The organism is Acidiluteibacter ferrifornacis (assembly GCF_009909615.1).
Classification (GTDB): Bacteria; Bacteroidota; Bacteroidia; order Flavobacteriales_E; family Vicingaceae; genus Acidiluteibacter; species Acidiluteibacter ferrifornacis.
Genome location: NZ_WWNE01000012.1, coordinates 96,854 through 115,633 on the forward strand (window position 1 = coordinate 96,854; position 18,780 = coordinate 115,633).

The window sequence follows — 18,780 nt, forward strand, 5'->3', positions numbered from 1 at the left end:
AATTTCTGGAATTGCTTGATTTTATCCTATTTTTGAAGGATGGATTTTAAAAACGTTGACTTAGGTCACTTCAGTGAATTAATTGGAGAAAAACAACGCATTTGTATACTTTCTCATAAATCTCCTGATGGCGATTCTATTGGATCTTCTTTAGGATTATTTCATTTTCTTAATCAATTGGGGCACAGTTGTAGTGTTATTACTCCAGATCGTCCACCTAGCTTTCTAAATTGGTTGGAAGGAAGTGATCAAATTATCAATTTTGAATACCATAAAGCGAAAGCTACCGCAGCTATTGAAAATGCGGACTGGTTGTTTTGTCTAGATTTTAATGGATTGAATAGAGTTGGCGATTTAACCGAACTGTTAACCCATTCAAATGCGAAAAAGTTTAATATTGACCATCATCAAGAGCCAGAGCACTTCGCAGCATATGAGTACATTGAGACTGATGCCAGTTCTACTGCACAGTTAATCTATGAATTGATTGCTCAAACGCCACACCTTCATTTGCTTAATCAGGCAATAGCTCAAGCACTTTATGTGGGGATAATGACAGACACCGGCTCATTCCGCTTTTCTTCAACTACTGCCTCAACTCATCATGTAATTGCCAATTTAATCGCTACAGGAATTGACAATGCAGCCATTCATAGAAATGTTTACGATAGTTCTACTGAACAGCGATTAAGGCTTCTGGGATATGCCATCAGTGATAAAATGCAATTGTTTAAAGAACATGGATTTTCTATTATAGCCTTGTCAGAGGAGGAATTACAGCGGTTTGAATACCAAAAGGGAGATACCGAAGGGATTGTAAATTATCCACTGTCGATTCAAGAGATAAAAGTTTCCGTTTTTCTCTCTTCTAAAGATGATAAAGTGAAAATGTCATTCAGGTCTAAAGGTGATATCGCTGTAAATAGCATTGCTAATCAGTATTTTGAAGGTGGTGGGCATGTAAATGCAGCTGGAGGTATTTCGCATATTTCTTTAGATCAGACTGTTGAGCGGTTAATTGAAATTTTAAAAAATGAATTTCCCAATTAAAATACATAATGCCATGAAGTGGGTATCGATAATGGCAGTTTTTAGCTTTTTAATCTCGTCTTGTAATAGTCAAGAGCAGAAACAAGAAATCCAATATTCTAGCAAAAAGGAATTTGAGGAAGCTATGATTGAATCTCATAAAAAGTTCATTCAGAAATCAGACGACCAAATACAACATTATATTGACAGCTCTAACTTTATTTATGAAACAACGGGTACGGGTTTACGCCATGCTGTCATTACCGAAGGAGTTGGAGTGATTCCTAAAGTCGGAGATCAAGTGAAAATAAATTACACCATTCGTTTTCTAGATGGAGAGCCAGTTATGGAGTACGAAAAAGGTAGAAACTTAGAATTTTTTATTGAAAAATCAGATGTGGAAACAGGCTTACATCAAGCCTTACAATTAATGAAGGTCGGAGAAAAGGCCGAATTTATTATGCCACCACATTTAGCTTTTGGCATGAGTGGAGATCGAAAAGGAATTCCACCGCAATCAACCTTAATATACACAATTGAACTACTTGCAGTAAGATGAAAAATGGTATTTGGATTCTAATTCTTGTGTCCCTTTTAGCAGCTTGTAAAAGTCCTAAGAAAGAGATTGATGTTTTGTCGGATGGTTCAAAATTTAAGTTAATAGCGTTTGAAGACTATTCTGATTCTTTAAAATTAGATCAATATTTATTGTGTTACATTACAATCGCTGATACCGCTGGAGATACTATTCATTATGTGCCCGATTTTCCATATTTTATTGAATATTATGCCTCATCTCCACTCTTTCCAGCTTTAAATCGCTTGCACTTAGGCGACTCCTTTCATCTTCAAACTAAAGAAAGTATTTTGTTTGAATCATTTGGCTTTGATCCTTTAAAGGAAAATAGCAATGATATCTTAGAACTTCGGATCAGGGCTATTGATTTTATAGACTCAGAGGAAGTTAAGAACACGCTAATGGAGAATCTAGGAAAACGATTAAATGAAGAGGAGCGTCTTATTGCGCAATATTTATCAAAACAGGTTGATAATGCGGCTTATCTTCATGATCAAGGAATATATATAAAATCAGAAATTAAGACCACTAATCCACCGCTTAGTTATGGTGATAAGGTGACTCTAGAATATCAAGGCCAATTTTTAAATGGGTATGTATTTGACTCTAAAAAAGGAGATAAGGCTTTAGAGATAGTCTATGGAATGAGCGACCAAGTTATCAGTGGAATAGAGCAAGGAATTAAAGGTTTATCAGAAGGGGAAAGTGTGAAAATTATATTACCTTCGCAACTTGCTTTTGGAGCAGAGGGGGCGGTAAAAGGAATTGTCCCTCCATACACTCCAGTAGTATATAATATTTTCATAAAAAAAGTAACACACAAAAATTAAAATGAAAAACAAATTTTTTAAGAGCATTGCAGCAGGATTAGTAGTATCATCAGCTATTGTAGCATGTGGTGAGAAAGCAGAATTTCCAGGTTTTACAAAGTTAGAAGATGGTTTATACATCAAATATGAAAATAGAGTAGAAGGATCAAGAGAAGCTCAGAAAGGAGACATCTTGACTATGAGTTTGAAATATGGTACCAAAGATTCTACCTTGATGAATACGGCGGATAACGGTGCACCATTTCGTTTACAGTTAGATACAGCTGCATTTGTTGGAGACATCATGAATGGTTTTAGAACTTTAAGAGTAGGGGATAGTGCTGTAATCATCACTCGAGCTTATGATTTCTTTACTAAGACTGTTGGAGCTCCTATGCCTGAATTTATTGATTCGGCTGAAGTTTTATATTTTACTGTAAAATTAAATGAGGTTGAATCTGAGGAAGAAGCTAGACAAAAAGCGGAAGCGGGAAATGCACAAAAAGCATTAAAAGAACAAGAAGCTTTAGCGTCTTATATCGAATCTAATCAAATTACCACTGAGCCAACCGCATCAGGATTGTATTTTATTTCTGAGAAGAAAGGTACTGGTAAAGCAGCAGAGGCCGGTAAAACAGTGAAAGTACACTACACAGGAATGTTTTTAGATGGAACTAAATTTGATTCTTCTGTTGATAGAGGAGAGCCTTTTGAATTTCAATTAGGTGTTGGAAACGTAATTAGAGGATGGGATGAAGGTGTAGCCATGATGAAAGAAGGTGGTAAGGCTAAATTGTTAATTCCTTCAAGCTTAGCTTATGGCCCTCAGGATAATGGCCCAATTCCTGGTTTTTCTACTTTGATGTTTGAAGTGGAGTTAATTGAAGTTGTCGACTAATGAAAAAACTAGCATTTTTATCTTTATCGATTGGGCTTACGGCATTGACCTCTTGTGCTGTATTTAAAGGAAATTCTCCAAAGAAAGACACTAGAGAGATTGGTAAAGTCATTAGTACTCCATCAGGATTAAGCTATGTTTTGAATGAACTAGGTTCAGGAGAAGCAGTAGACTCCGGAAAAGTAGTGACCGTCCATTATACTGGATTTTTGACAGACAGTACCCAATTTGATTCTTCAAAGGATAGAAATGACCCCTTTACTTTTAAAGTAGGCGGAGGAATGGTAATTAGTGGATGGGATGAAGGTTTAAGCTACTTGAGAGTAGGTGATAAAGCCACATTTACAATTCCTCCTAGTATTGGGTATGGAAGTCAAGCTCAAGGTATAATCCCTGCTAATTCAACCCTAATATTTGATGTCGATGTTTTGTCTGTCAAGGACGGAGCCAAACCATTTGATGTAAAAGGAATGGATACCACATCATTTCCTTCAGGTCTAAAAATGATTAAGTTAGTTGAGAATATTGACAGTATTCAACCCAATAGAGGACAAATGGTGTCGGTAGACTATTCAGGCTATCTGATGGATGGAACACTTTTTGACTCCTCAGTAGATAGAGGAAAGCCAATAGAGTTTCCTGTTGGAAACGGCAGTGTAATAAAAGGGTGGGATGAAGCCATTCTTAAAATGCACAAAGGAGATAAAGCACGATTGATTATTCCAGCTTCTCTTGCTTATGGTGAACGGGGAGCAGGCAGAGTTATTCCGCCAAACGCCACATTAATATTTGATGTGGTATTGATGGACATAAAATAAAAAAAAGGTCTCGGATTATCCGAGACCTTTTTTTATAGAACACTATCAACAATGAAGTGTTTAATGTTTTAATTTCAATTTATTGATTTTAAAAATGAATGCATACCTTTGAAAGAGAAGAGTTTTTTATTATGAATTAGCTGATTTGTTCATGGAAAAATATGACTTATGTGTAATTGGAGGTGGTCCTGCAGGTTATGCCGCCGCAATGAGAGCTATAGATTTTGGTAAAAAAGTAATCTTAGTTGAGAAATCAAAATTAGGAGGTTACGGAATTTATGACGGTGCGCTAGCTTCTAAAACAATGTGGGAGCTGTCTAATAAAATAAGAACAGTGCGAGAAACCATCGGTCAAGATAGACGCATTGATATGACTTTTGACGAAGTCAAAAAAATCATTGAAGAAGCTTTATTTGAGCGAAAATTTCAACTTTCTTGTCACTTAAGAATAATCCATTCTGAAACGGATTTAATAACCTATGAAAGAGGGGAAGCGAGCTTCCTAACAGCTAAAGAGATAAATATTTGCAAACCAAATGGGGAAAATGTTGTTGTTTTTGCTGATCACACTTTAATTGCAACAGGTAGTCGCCCAAGAGTTATTCCTGGAATAGATGTCGACGAGAAAAATATTCTTACTTCTGATGGAATCCTACACATTGATAGCTTTCCTAAAAGTATGGTGATTTTAGGTGCAGGGGTGATTGGCTGTGAGTTTGCCGCTATGTTTTCCAACTTTGGTCAAACGAAAGTGTATTTAATTGATAAAGCAGAAAGAATCCTTCCGTTTGAAGACGATGACGTAGCTGATATGGTGGCTACTAATTTGGAAGAAAACGGGGTTGTGGTGCATAGAGGTTCCCAACTAATCAGAATGGAACACAAAAATGGTGGGGTGGAATATGAGTTGGAAAACAATGATGGAACGCGAGAGGTGATTCAAGTTGAAAAGGCAATGTTATCTATTGGTAGGGTTCCAAATATTGAAAATTTAAATTTGGATAATGCTGGAATTGCGATGAGTAAAAGAGGTGTTCACATTGGAGATAATGACACCCAGACCAATATTCCACATATTTATGCTGTTGGTGATGTATCCGGAAACTTGGCATTAGTAAATGTTGGAGAACGTGAAGCGAGACATGCCGTAGTAAAAATGTTTGCTGATTTTCCTGTTAAGCCTATTCAATATTCAAATATCTCCACTATCATGTTCTTAAACCCGGAAGTTGCTGCGGTTGGTATCAATGTTCAGCAGGCTATTGAGCAAAATATTCCTATTCGAGTATCAAAAGTGGATTACTCCACAATAGCAAGAGCTATTGCAATGCGTAAAACCAATGGTTTCTTTAAAATTATTGTTTCTGATGATGATGAAATGAAGGTATTGGGAATGCGTGCAGTTGGAGAACATGCCTCTAGTGCGATTCAATCAATAGCGTTATTGATGTATATGGGAAAAGGTATTGACGAACTAGCACATATGATACATCCTCATCCTTCAATTGTTGAAGGAATTCAAGAATGTGTAAGAATGTTGCTGGGCAAGAGTATATACAAGTCTTCGGTATTTAAAGATAAATTAAAATGTTATCGTTTGGTAAATGGAGAACGTATTCCATTAAACGTGATAAAGGCGAATGCCGCTCCGAAAGATATCCATGAATTAGATAGTAGTAAATAGAATTTATCAATATAACCTTAAATTATGCAGGCTGACTCAATTGAGTCAGCCTGCTCTGTATTGATTAACCGAAGTTTGTTACGGTCTATAATCTGGATTTGTCACAAATGAAGGATCGGATAGGGCTTTTAAAAATGCCACTAAGTCCTTTTTGTCTTGTGGGGAAAGGTTGATTATATGTCCATTAGCCCCTGTTCTATGGAACATATCTACACTTATGTTAGGTGAATTGGGTTCAACTCCTTGATCGTAGAAGTCTACTACTTCTTCTAAAGTATTGAAACGTCCGTCATGCATGTATGGAGCAGTATAGATAAGGTTTCTCAATGAAGGGACTTTAAATTTGCCGACGTCTGATGCTAGTTTAGTTACTGCAGCTCTTCCTGAGTCAGGATTTAAATCCAAGCCGTTATTTCTAAAAGTATACTCTGTCCAAAGTGGATTATAACTATTACCGTGACAATGTTCGCAATCTCCTTTCTCCTGATCTGAAAATACTTGAAAACCTCGTCTTTCCTCAACTGTTAAAACCCTTCCATTGATAGGAAAACCTAACTGACTTCCAAATTCGTTATCAGCAGGGCTATTGCCACTTACTAAAGTACGAAGAAACTGAGCAATTGCTTTTGAAGTGGTTATAGAATCAATGGTTTCGTTTGGAAAAGCTTTTTTAAATAGCGTAACATAAGATGGATCATTTTGCAATTTAATTGCCACGTTCGGCCAAGATTCCATCATTTCCAAAGGATGTTTAACAGGTCCAAAGATTTGTTCCTCAAGAGTAGCAGCGTTCCCATTCCAATTATAACTATCTGCATAAATTAAGTTGAATAATGGCATTGCATTGATGATTCCAGATTGGCCCATTGCTCCTAGGCTGAATGCTACACCTTGGTCGTTAAAAGCATAATCAGGATTGTGACAGCTTGAACAAGAAATACTATTATTGATGGATAGTTTTTTCTCATAAAAAAGTTTTTTACCCAATTCAATTCCTTCTACTGTTAATGGATTGTTTTTAGGAATTACCGGTGTAGGTAATACAGAAAAAAAAGGAGGAAGTTTTAAGTTATAGGGTGTTGGATTGTATTCAACTAAGCAGGTGTCACACCCCGTAGGTGTAACAGGTTCAATTGGATCATCATCAACACAACTGACCACAAATAGTATCCCTATTATCGAGAGGATGAAGGGGATTTTATATTGAATTGTTTTCATGATCAATAAGTTAGTTAATTATATTATAAGGTTTATTGTCATTCATAACGAACAAAAATTAAACCAATTAGTTTAATCGCTCACTGATTTCAGTGAGCGATTAGGTGTAGATTTATTTTTTAACCACTGTTAAAACATCCTTTCCATTGGTATTTAAAAGTATTTGAGCATCATATACAGGCATAATCCCTGCTCCGTATTGATTGAAATCCCAGTTGGTAGGGTTGGTATACCATTCATTAATATCCATAGTGAATTCTAGTTTAAAATCACTATTTACTTCGAAGCTAGAATTAGGTAGAGTCACGGTAAAGTGATTATCCTCATAAATAGGATCATTATTGGCGTCAAACTTTCTTGCAGTTCCCATATGAGTGGCAAAAGGACTAGAACTGTTCGAGCTATCAATAAAAGTTCCTTCTAATTGCATGAAGTGGTAACCACCACCCAACATAGCAGGCCAGTTCCAGTTGGCAGCATTTAGCTCAGCATATGCACCGCTTACATTGTCTTCGCTATCAAAACCAAAGGTATAAGAAACACTTGTATAACTTCCTGTAGGAATTGGATTGCTTGGACTGAACGTGAAGGTTTCAGGCTTAGAGATATCCACGAAGAAATATTGATCTAATTCTACTGTAGTTCCATTAGAGTGATGCAAGGTAACATCTGATATCAAATACCTCAATTTAGAAACATTGTACTGTTGCCCCATTGCGTTAGTGTAGGGCGTGTTTGGTGCATTTAGAGTCAGAGCATTGCTGCCTGATACATGATTAAAAGTTACTGTTGTTTTGTAAGTCGCAGGAACAGGAGTAAGTGGATCTTCATCATCTTTATCACAGCTTGTTAAAAATAAGGCTCCTGCCATAAGTAGTACGATTGGATATTTTATTTTAAATGATTTCATCTTTTTATAATTTGTTGTTTTAAAATTAATGGATTGTAGCGGTAAAAACATCTTTACCATTTTTGTTTAGTAGTTTTTGTGCATCATAGATGGGCATAATTCCTGCTCCATATTGGTTAAAATCCCAATTAATTGGATGGGTATACCATTCGTTGATATTCATTGTTAAGACCAAGGTCATCGCTTTATTCAATTCAAAGTTTGAGTTGGGTACAAAGCTTGTAAAATGATTGGCCTCATAGGTTGTACCTGTACTATCTATTTTTCGTGCAGTTCCCATGTGTGTAGCAAAAGGGGCATCATTATTTGAAGAGTCGATAAACTCTCCTTCCAATTGCATAAAGTGGTATCCGCCACCTAGCATTTCTGGCCAATTCCAATTAGCTGCGTTTAATGTGGCGTATTTTCCACTTTCGTTGGATAGTTCATCAAAACCAAAGGTGTATGATACACCGCTGTAACTGCCAAATGGAATTTGGATAATTGGCGAATAATTGAACGTTTCAGGTTTGGATAAATCCACGAAAAAGTAACCTTCTAATTTAGTTTGAGCACCATTTATTTGATGCAACGTAATGTTGGATATTAGGTATCTTAACTTGGAAACGTTATAATGCTGTCCCATTGCATTGGTGAATGGTTTATTCGAAGTATTTAATATTAAATCCTGCCCATCTACCTGATGTGCAAATTCCAATTGAATGGTTGCAGTTTGTATTGGTTGAATATATATATCATCTTCTTCATCAGGTGTACAACCTTGAAAAAAGGAATACAATAAAACAACTGATACAAACCTTAAATACTTATTTAGAAATAACTTATTCATCTTTTCTGCTTAAAAATAGTAGTTCAGTTCACTAATTAACCTCATTTGATTGTTTAATTGATTATCATATAAGGTTTCTAGTAATGGAGTAAAGTAGGTCGTTCCAATAGAAATTTTCTTATAGAATAAAGTTAAACCAAAGTTCCCAAATAACGTTTCACCACCAGAGGCAATATAATCTACTCCGTTATCCTTATCTCTATTGCTTCTTTCATATGCTGCTCCTATGGTTGGCATAAGCCGTACCTCTTTAAATTGCTTCACATAGAACAAAGACGGATTAAAATTGAAACGGTTGGCAAACCGAAAATTATTTTTATTGGTTGTATTAATTTTATAACTCATATTGGTATTGATACCAATGTTTTGAATCATTAAAATCCCTTCCATCATCAAAATAAAATCTACCGAACCTGATCCTGATTGTAGGTGTGGATCTAATATGGTTTCAGGGTCTCCGTAGGTGATGCCTTTAGTAGTGCTAGTTACTGGGTAGTTCAAATATGTTTTGTTGTAAGTTCCAGTTGGGAGCTTTATTCCCGCACCTACAGTAAACCGCTTTATCCAATCACTTGTGTCATTACACAATTTACTGTTATAGACTTGATATTTTGATAATATCAATAAGTCTCCTGGACCGGATATAGAGTTAGTCATACTGTCATTTTTCCCCAAATAATTATCTGAGAAAGACATTGAAGCATCGATTTGCACTCTTGGGTTTAAAAAGTATTTGAACCAAAGGTCATAACTATTATAAACTTCTTCTAAACTATAAGGCTCCGTTGAATATTGAGCACCATGTTTGTCAAGTGTCGTGATTGGAATCGTTGCTTGATAATCCCTTGCAAAACTTCGGTAACGATGAACCATACCAAATGAATTTTTATAGTCATCAGGTCTAATACCAACGTATATACTGCATAAATCGCAGGATACTGCTACTTCAGAAAGTAGGATTAAAGCAACGAAAGCCAAGACACTTAACGCCTTTTTTACTTTCATTATTTCTTATTTCTATTGTATATCAACTAATTTGTGACTAGGTCACATGTACTTATACTATAGAAGTAGACTCGGGGGGAGCGAGGGAGTTAGTGGCAAACCCTTCCAATAATCGACTATCAAATGAAGGGTAACAAATGGTTTTTACATTTAAAAAATTAGCGACGTCTGAAATAACACTGTAATACAGAACAACTGTACGCTCATCATGTGTTGTTTTTTTCTCTCCATGTTGACCTTCATCTGCTTTTTTTAGATCTGTCATTTGTTTCATAAAATGACATTGACCACCACATGCTAATTCAGGTTTGTCTTTGTTAACACAAAACATTTCTGTAATGTATTCCTGATTAAACTGAAAATTGAAAGTCACTATTGAATAATGAAAAGTACCCACTAAAAAAAGTGGTAAAAGGAGGTAGGTGCCTAATATTTGAAGTACTTTTAACATTAATTCAAAGTTAGATTTAATTTTACATAAGAAATGTGATAAAAGTCACATTTTGAAATTTTCTATGAAAAAACCACTTATTGTCATTCTTGGGCCTACTGCAATTGGGAAAACTAAATTAGCATGTTATTTGGCGTATAATATTGGAGGAGAGTTGATTTCTGCTGATAGTAGACAGGTTTATAAAGGAATGGACATTGGAACAGGGAAAGATCTGGAAGATTTTAAAATAAATGGGAAAACGATTCCTTCTCATTTAATCGATATAAAATCTGCAGGTGAAGAATACAATGTATTCTCATTTCAAAATGATTTCTTAAATGCATTACAGAATATTGCCAAGACTGATTCTTGGCCGATATTATGTGGAGGAACTGGAATGTATTTAGAAGCTGCTCTCAGTGATTATAAGTTTTTAAAGGTAGATGAAAATGTAGATTTAAGAGAGCGACTCCACAACAATACACTGAAAGAATTGATTGAGTATTTGGAGAAGCTAAAACCTTTACATAATCAATCAGATACCAAAGATCGGTCTCGATTAGTTCGTTCCATAGAAATTGCAGAATATGAATCAACTCACGCGAAAGAACCCATGCCTAGCTTCGAACGAATTATTTTTGGAGTGAAAGCAGAGCGCTCAATCATAAAAAAAAATATTCATAGCCGATTGAAACATCGTATTGATAATGGATTAATTGAAGAAGTGGAGCAGTTGTTAGTAAATGGAATAACACATCACAAGTTGCAATATTATGGGTTGGAATATAAATATGTAAGTCTGTATTTATTGAATGAAATTGATAAGAATCAGTTATTCACAGAATTGTATAAATCAATTTCAGCTTATGCTAAACGTCAGATGACTTGGTTTAGAAGAATGGAGAAAAAAGGAATTAAGATTCATTGGATATCTGCTGAGAAGCCGTTAGATGAAAAGGTGGCATATATTCAACAAAAAATAAAAGACTTTGAAACAGTTTAAAATTTATAAATCATCAGCGGGGTCAGGTAAAACCTATACCCTTGTAAAGGAGTATTTGAAATTAGCGTTAAGTGCAAATGAAGATTTTCATTTTAAGCGTATTCTAGCGATTACCTTTACGAATAAAGCAGCCAATGAAATGAAATCTAGGGTTGTAGAGGCATTGTCGGAACTCACCTCTGATGAAAAATTAAAGGGTTCAATTGTTTTTTTACAATCGGATTTGATGCAAGAGTTGTCCATGAATGCTGAACAAATCAAACAGAAGTCAGGGAAAGTGTTGCGCGTGATTTTACATAACTATGCAGACTTTGCTATTGGAACGATTGATAAGTTTACACACCGTATCGTAAGAACATTTGCTCGAGATTTAAAGCTTCCAACCAATTTTGAAGTAGAATTAGAGTCTGATCCACTCTTAAATAAAGCCATTGATTTATTAATAGCTAAGGTTGGAGCAGATCCTCTTTTGACAGAATTGTTGATTGAGTTTACAAAAAGTAATATTCAAGAAGAAAAGAAGTGGCAGTTAGAAGGTGATATATTAACCATAGCTAAACAACTTTTAGAAGAAGAAGGGGAGCAATACTTGAAAAATTTAAAAAGGTTCAACTTTGAAGATTTTCAGCGAAAAATTGCCTTTTATAAAAATGAAAATAAAGATTTTAGATCCAAAATTGAAGAGATTGGACAACAAGGGCTGCATTTGATAAAGAGCAATGGAATAAACAATGAAAGTTTTGCAAGAGGAAGCTCAGGAGTGCCAAAGTATTTCGAGTACTTAGAGAGTTTTAAAACGGACTCTCTTCAACCCAATTCCTTTCACAGAGCTTCTTTTTATGAGGATAAATGGTTAGGTACAAAAGCGAAAAAAGACGCGGGGCAGGCGGCGGCTATTGAAGGGATTAAAGAACAATTGATTGAGTTGCATCTGAAGGCACAGCAATTAGTTGATACTTATTACGCCACCTATATTGTGCGTGATATTGCATTGAAAAACCTTTATGCAGTGGCATTAATCAATGAGTTAGATAAAATTATTGGAGACATTCGGAAAACAGAGAATCGAGTACACATTTCTGAGTTTAACAAACGAATTTCAGCAGTGATTGCTTCAGAGCCGGCTCCGTTTATTTATGAACGTATAGGAGAAAAATACAAACATTATTTGATTGATGAATTCCAAGATACCTCAGTCATGCAGTTTCATAACTTGATTCCGTTGTTCACCAACGCTCTTGGTGAAGGATTTTTCAATATGCTAGTGGGTGACGCTAAACAGTCAATTTATCGATTCCGAGGGGGAGAAGTAGAACAGTTTACTTCACTACCCAAGATATACAAAGCAGAAGAGAATCCAAGTGTAGCCTCTAGCCAAGGGTTGTTTAATGACCAGATTGATGAGTCTTTTTTGAAAAAGAATTTCCGCTCGAAAATGGAGGTCGTCACTTTCAATAATGAATTGTTTGATTTCTGTAAAGAAGTGGCACCTGAAATTGCTAGTTTATATGATAATCAGGCGCAAGAACCAAATTTGAGTAATACTGGTGGAATGGTGGAGATTCATTTTTGCGAAAAGCTGTCCAACTCCAATAATCGAAATGATAGCAATGAAGATGAAGAAGAGATGGAATCAGAGCATTTTACAAGGACGATTTCGACAATTGAAAAATGTTTAGAGGATGGATATCAATACAAGGATATTGCTCTTTTGTTTAGGAACAATAAATTGGCTAACGGAGTTGCCCAAAAACTATTAGAATTGGATTTTCCAATTTCATCTGCCGAGTCAGTTTTGATTTCCAATTCTGAGTCGGTTAGCTTAGCAGTTAGTGTACTGTATCATATTACATTTCCGAAAGAATTATTGTATCAAAAGGAAATATTAGACGCACTATATTTTAATAATTATTTTGGTGAAAAGACATTACATGAAGTTTATAAGACGCATTTGATTCATTCAAAAGAAACTACTTTTTGGTCAACATTAAAAATGTCTAACTCTACTACAATTGAGCATCTTAAGCAGCGACCTCTTTATGAAATGGTAGAGGAGGTGTTTCGAATGGTTGATATGTTCGATGAGGCGGATCCATATATTCAATTTTTTCTTGATGAAGTTTTTCAATACGCTCAACTGAACAATAATGATGTTCAAGGATTTTTAGAGTGGTGGGAAATGAATAAATATAAGAAGGCAATTGTTATTCCTGAAGGTTTAAATGCCATTAATATATTAACGGTGCACAAATCCAAAGGTCTTGAGTTTCCTGTAGTAATCATGCCGTATGCCAATGAGAGTGTTAGGGTTGATGGTGGTAAGTGGATTGAAAATAAATCAGCCGAAGAACCAATTTATAAAACCGAATTTTTGGCTTTGGTGAAGGAGCTTGAAAAGACTGATTATGCATCTGTTTATGAAGAAGAGAAAAGAAAATCTTCGATTGATTTTTTTAACACCTTTTACGTGGCTGTGACACGTCCGAAAGATCGATTGTATATTTTTACTAATAAACCTCCTAAAAATTCAAGTAATCATAGTGTCCCTGTTGTCTTAAGTGGATTTTTGTCCCAGAAAGGAATTTGGGAATTGAATAAAGCCACTTATCGGTTCGGTGAGGAGGTTGCTGCTATTTCAGAAGAACTTAAGGTAAATGCTATTGAACTGAATTCTTTTATATCAACAGATTGGAAGAGTAAACTTCAATTAAGTCTACAAGCTCCTGATTATTGGGATATCAATATGGGAGAAAGTGCCAGACAATATGGGAATACTGTTCACTTGATATTGGCAATGATTAAATCAACTAATGATGTAGATAGGATATTAGACCGATTGCAAAATCAGGGGGTGATTTCTGTAGTTCAACGAATGGATTATCAGTTGGATATTGAACGTATTTTGAGTCAAAAAAATATAGCTAAGTATTTTGCTCCAGAGAATAGAGTTAAAGTGGAGTGTGACTTATTGACAGCAGATGGAATCACTTTCCGACCTGATCGAGTAGTTTATTTTGACGATCATGTCAAAGTAATTGACTTTAAAACTGGGCAAACCTCAGAACAGCATCAATTGCAGTTGAAGAATTACATGGATTTAATTCAGAAGGTTGAAAAAGTACCTGTTAGAGGAAGTTTGATATACATTAGAGAGGCTTATGAGGTGGAAGTAAATTAGCGCAAAAGTGTGATATTCCCCTTCTTCTCGATCACATTGTCGTTGTATCCTAAGGCTTTAACCACGAAAATATAAGTATCAATAGCTTGAGGTTGTCCTTTATAAGTTCCATCCCAACCAATAGTTTGGTCGTTGGTTTCAAAGATTTTTTCTCCCCATCTATTGTATATTTCAAAGATTAAAAGTTCTTTGATTCCCCATCCTCTAACATAAATAATATCGTTTACTCCATCTCCGTTAGGTGAAAATGCTTTAGGAATATCGGTTGTAAATCCATCATGGACTTCAACAGTAATAGAATCAGTAAATTCAAAACAACCAATTAAGTCAGTGGTTCGCAATATATACTTCGTTGTTACTAATGGTTTTGCTTTTGGGTTAGGACAATCTGTACAACTTAATCCTGTTGATGGTGTCCAACTATATATCACATTTGCGTTGTTATTTCTTTCAATCAATTTTAAGTCTTCACCTAAATAGATCAATGTATCATCAAAAAGTTGAATTTTTGGCTGATTATAAATTGTTAACTGTACATTTCTAGTATCGCTACAGGAATTAGTATCTGTAACAGTTAATCTATAGTTTGTAGTAAAATCTGGAGAAGCGATAGGGTTAGAAATAGTTGGATTACTTAACCCTGAATTAGGCTCCCATAAGTAATTTTCTCCACCCGACCCAAATAGTTGAATACTGTCACCTTCGCAAATTGAAGAATCTTTAATCACTGTTACCATAGGTTTTGGAAATACTTCTAAATTAATCAATGTAGTATCTATACAACCCAGACCTCTGGCATATAAATGGATGGGATATATCCCTGCATAATACGTTTTAGTGATATTATCTTGAGTAGAAGTTTCTCCATTTCCAAAATCCCAATAGGAATTATCATCACCAATTGTTTCATTTTTTAGATTCACCGTTAAAGGTTCACAACCACTTGAATCTGAAATGCCAATTAGGGCAATCATCTCTTTAATATAAATGGTATCTCTAATTCCTATGCTACATAATCCTGCACTATCGTTGAGAATTAAAGTAGGGTAGAGGGTGCCTGCACGGTCGGTATAACGATGAGTTACAGGACTAGTAGTTGCAGATTTTCCATCTGCAAAGTCCCAAATATAAGAAGCAACACTTTTAGGATTTATGACCTCAAACGTTATTTCTTCGTTGATACAGATAGAGTCTGGGTAAAATCGAATTCCAGCAGAAGGTCCTCTAGTTTGGATATATGCAGTCTTAATGATGGTGTCTTTACATCCAGAATTAGTCTCCACCACATGAGTTACATCAAAATTTCCGACAGTAGTGTAGTTGTGAAAAGCGTTTTTGAATAAAGACCCAGAAGAATTATCACCAAAGTCCCAATACCACTTTACAATGTTTGAATCAGGACTTGTATTGATGAAGTTTACAGGTAATGGATAACAATTACTATAGGTGGTGTCGGCAGAAAAATCCGCTGTTGGTTTTGCTTCAACAAATATATAGTTGGGTAAGTTTAATGTTTCGGAACAATTAATAGGGTTTGTAGTAGTCAGAGAGATGTCATATACGCCTGCGGAGTCATAAACAACTCTCCCATTTCTATCCGTACTTGTTTTTCCATTTCCGAAATCCCACAAATAGGTTAAGGAGTCTCCAGTACTAATATTTGAAAATTGTACTAATTCTCCCACACAAGCTCTTCTATTTGAAGCTAAAAATCGGGGGGTATTTCTTAAAAATCGGATAAAGTTATTTTTTGTTGTAGTTCCTATGCATCCCAAAGTGTCTCGAATAGTTAAAGATACCGTGTAGCCTCCCTCTAAAGCATATAGAGTGCTGTCTTTTTTGGCTTTCGAAGTTTTTCCATTTCCAAAATCCCAAGTCCATTCTACCAGTTGTTGAAATCCATTTGTTGTGTCAGTAAAAATTACAGTACTAGGGTCACAAAATCGAGTGGGAGTGGCTGAAAACGTGGGAACTATTTCATAAGCAATTAAGTCAATTGAGGCGGTGTCTACGCAACCTAGATTATTGGTAGAGACCAATTGAACTCGTCGAGTGCCTGGAATGCTAAAGCTGCCCATAATACTATCTTGCTTGAAAACGACTCCTCCTATTAACCAGTGAAAGTCAAGTACAGAGTCTGGTAAAATGGGCTTTAAAGTATAATTGAAAGGTGCACATTTAATGGCATTGTTGGCTAAAATAAAAGTTTGATATGGATTGGAAGACACTTTCATAACTCTTTCAAAACTGCATCCAGTAGAATCATTAAAGGCAGTTAGGGTAACATCGTAATAGCCCTGCACAGAATAAGTGTGAGTGGGGGATAAATTAATGGAGTCTATAGGAGAGTTGTCTCCGAAATTCCAATAAAAACGATGATAGTCAATAATTTCACTTTTAAAATAGTGAGTGAGTAAGTCGGTGCAATCAGCAGAGTCAGTTAAGTTTTTTATAATTGGTCCGTTAATTTGAACCGATAAGGCTGAATCTACTTTACAACCGAAATAATCAATAACTAATTTTAAATCTAATTTACCAGTATCTGTGAAGTTAAATACCTTTAAAATAGAGTCTTTATATATAAAAGATAGGTTTTTATTATTAGTCATATCTGTTACTTTGAACACACTCATTTCTTTTTCTGGGAAACTAAAATGAGCAAATAAAGTGTCTGAAGCACAAACGGTATCGGTAAATCCTAATAAACTGTAATGCCCTGGATAGCCAGCCATTATTTCAATACTATCAGTTGCTGTACATCCACTAGAATCTGTGACTGTTAGAAAAACCGTTAGGGTAGTATCTTGATTTAAACTATATACCAAGGAGTCCCTTGAAGTGAAAATTCCTTGTGCTCCATTATCTCCTACTTCCCATCTATAACTAATAATCGATGTACTTGTAATCGGAAAAGATTTGATCACAAATTCTTGAGGAATACATCCTCCGGTAACAGGATCAACTTCAAGTTTTAATCCAGTAATAATTGAGTTTCTATCAGTTCTTACCAGAGTATCAATACATCCAAATTTATTGGTAGCAATCAATGTATCTGAGAAAAACCCGTCTGTGTAGTTGGATAATGAAAGTGTATCCAGTTTTATTTTTTTTAAGTTATCTATAATCCAAGTGATAGAATCGGCATTAAATGATCGATTATAGAAATGAACCTTGCCACCGAATTGACAGTTAAATAATGGGTTGATGTCGAAATTGGCATCAATACTATCTATATAAATCAATCGGGATAAAGTATCTATACAATTAGATCCAAATCGAGCTGTTAATTTTACACGATATGTTCCGTAGTGGGAATAAGTATGTGTAGGTGCATTTGAAACGATAGAGTTGCCATCACCAAAATCCCATAAAAAGAAATTTGAGCCAACACTATTGTTGGTGAATGAAATAGGAAGGCCTTGACAAATGCTATCAAAATCAATACTGAAGTCTGCATTTATAGGTTGAATTGTCACGTATCCATTTTGGGTTCTTGTGTCACTACAACCTGAGGCATCCCTGACGGTCAGAGAAACAGTATAAACACCAAATGAATTGTAGGTAGTTGAAGGATTAGCTAAAGTAGAGGTCATTCCATTACCAAAGTCCCATTGATAAGTAAGTCCATTACCTGTAGAGGTGTTTACGAAATTAACGGTATGTGGAGCAGAGCAAGCGGCTATGGGAGTAGAAGCATTGAAACGAGCAACTGGAGCACTAGTTACGGTAATATAATTGTTGTTAGTTTTAGTATTCGAACACCCATTGTTGTCGGTTACTTTTAAAGAAACATTATAGCTACCTACTGTTTGATAGGTGTGTGATGGATTTTGGTTGTTACCCGCAGGGCTTCCATCATTAAAGTCCCACAACCATTGATTAATTGTTCCGCTTCCGTTTATTGAATTGTCTTGGAAATTCACAGTTAATGGACCACAACCTGCTAATGGGGATGCTGTTAGTTTACTTTCTGGACTCTTAAATACTTTAATGTATGCCGACTTTGTAGTAGAGTTGTTACCATTTGAATTGGAAACGGTAAGCGTAATATTGTAATTTCCAACACTACTAAAATTAACTGTTGGATTTTGTAGGTTTGAGAAGTTTCCATTGCCAAAATCCCACCTCCAAGAAGTTGGGTTTCCTGTCGATAAATCAGTAAAAACAACATTTCCCAATACATCACATCCTTGGGTTTTACTAGCAGTAAAATTAGCCGATAACTGAGCGAAACCCGCAAAGGGAGCAAGAAATAAAAGGATAATAAATATTACTTTCACCTTAAAATTCATAGTAGCTTATTGTCATTTAGGAAACTAAATATACAATTTTTGATTAACCTAAAGAATAAAGTAGAAACTATAATCTCAATTACATTGAATAGTAATC

Annotated in this window: 14 protein-coding genes; 8 read left to right on the top strand and 6 right to left on the bottom strand. The window is 35.4% G+C overall.

What is annotated here, in order from left to right; translation table 11 throughout:
* The first annotated feature begins 39 nt into the window (after nt 1-39).
* The 6 genes from GQN54_RS12585 (at nt 40) to GQN54_RS12610 (ending at nt 5,815) form a co-directional block, all read left to right on the top strand.
* On the top strand, nt 40-1,050 hold the full coding sequence (locus GQN54_RS12585) for a DHH family phosphoesterase (RefSeq protein ID WP_160633910.1): 1,011 nt from the start codon (nt 40-42) through the stop codon (nt 1,048-1,050).
* A complete protein-coding gene (locus tag GQN54_RS12590; RefSeq protein WP_160633911.1) occupies nt 1,034-1,588 on the top strand; it encodes an FKBP-type peptidyl-prolyl cis-trans isomerase in 555 nt (184 codons plus the stop codon). The genes GQN54_RS12585 and GQN54_RS12590 overlap by 17 nt, the downstream gene beginning before the upstream one ends.
* On the top strand, nt 1,585-2,436 hold the full coding sequence (locus GQN54_RS12595; RefSeq protein ID WP_160633912.1) for an FKBP-type peptidyl-prolyl cis-trans isomerase: 852 nt from the start codon (nt 1,585-1,587) through the stop codon (nt 2,434-2,436). The genes GQN54_RS12590 and GQN54_RS12595 overlap by 4 nt, the downstream gene beginning before the upstream one ends.
* A gap of 1 nt (nt 2,437) precedes the next feature.
* Nucleotides 2,438-3,313, top strand: a complete 876-nt coding sequence (locus tag GQN54_RS15330) for an FKBP-type peptidyl-prolyl cis-trans isomerase (RefSeq protein ID WP_207554900.1) — start codon at nt 2,438-2,440, stop codon at nt 3,311-3,313.
* The gene (locus tag GQN54_RS15500; protein WP_160633913.1) at nt 3,313-4,131 is read left to right on the top strand and encodes an FKBP-type peptidyl-prolyl cis-trans isomerase; all 819 of its coding nucleotides are present in this window, start codon (nt 3,313-3,315) and stop codon (nt 4,129-4,131) included. Before GQN54_RS15330 ends, GQN54_RS15500 begins: the two co-directional genes overlap by 1 nt.
* A gap of 151 nt (nt 4,132-4,282) precedes the next feature.
* Nucleotides 4,283-5,815 (top strand): dihydrolipoyl dehydrogenase family protein, encoded by a 1,533-nt coding sequence (locus GQN54_RS12610; RefSeq protein ID WP_160633914.1) that lies wholly within the window; start codon nt 4,283-4,285, stop codon nt 5,813-5,815.
* Nucleotides 5,816-5,893: 78 nt separating this feature from the next.
* Here the strand turns inward: GQN54_RS12610 and GQN54_RS12615 are convergent, their stop codons facing one another.
* The 5 genes from GQN54_RS12615 to GQN54_RS12635 form a co-directional block, all read right to left on the bottom strand.
* Entirely contained in the window at nt 5,894-7,033 is a 1,140-nt protein-coding gene (locus tag GQN54_RS12615) for a cytochrome-c peroxidase (protein WP_160633915.1), read from the bottom strand.
* Nucleotides 7,034-7,145: 112 nt separating this feature from the next.
* Nucleotides 7,146-7,943, bottom strand: coding sequence for an MbnP family protein (locus GQN54_RS12620; RefSeq protein WP_160633916.1), 798 nt, complete (start codon nt 7,941-7,943; stop codon nt 7,146-7,148).
* Nucleotides 7,944-7,968: 25 nt separating this feature from the next.
* Nucleotides 7,969-8,772: an MbnP family protein gene (locus GQN54_RS12625; RefSeq protein WP_160633917.1), complete on the bottom strand. Its 804-nt coding sequence runs from the start codon at nt 8,770-8,772 to the stop codon at nt 7,969-7,971.
* Between the two features lie 9 nt (nt 8,773-8,781).
* Nucleotides 8,782-9,777, bottom strand: coding sequence for a transporter (locus tag GQN54_RS12630; protein ID WP_160633918.1), 996 nt, complete (start codon nt 9,775-9,777; stop codon nt 8,782-8,784).
* Between the two features lie 52 nt (nt 9,778-9,829).
* Nucleotides 9,830-10,228 (bottom strand): hypothetical protein, encoded by a 399-nt coding sequence (locus GQN54_RS12635; protein ID WP_160633919.1) that lies wholly within the window; start codon nt 10,226-10,228, stop codon nt 9,830-9,832.
* A 64-nt stretch (nt 10,229-10,292) separates the two neighbouring features.
* Between GQN54_RS12635 and miaA the strand changes: the two genes are divergently transcribed.
* The gene (miaA, locus tag GQN54_RS12640) at nt 10,293-11,213 is read left to right on the top strand and encodes a tRNA (adenosine(37)-N6)-dimethylallyltransferase MiaA (protein ID WP_160633920.1); all 921 of its coding nucleotides are present in this window, start codon (nt 10,293-10,295) and stop codon (nt 11,211-11,213) included.
* Entirely contained in the window at nt 11,200-14,391 is a 3,192-nt protein-coding gene (locus GQN54_RS12645) for a UvrD-helicase domain-containing protein (RefSeq protein WP_160633921.1), read from the top strand. Before miaA ends, GQN54_RS12645 begins: the two co-directional genes overlap by 14 nt.
* Here GQN54_RS12645 and GQN54_RS12650 read toward each other — a convergent pair.
* Nucleotides 14,388-18,683, bottom strand: a complete 4,296-nt coding sequence (locus GQN54_RS12650; protein WP_160633922.1) for a PKD domain-containing protein — start codon at nt 18,681-18,683, stop codon at nt 14,388-14,390. The genes GQN54_RS12645 and GQN54_RS12650 overlap by 4 nt on opposite strands.
* Nucleotides 18,684-18,780: the final 97 nt, after the last annotated feature.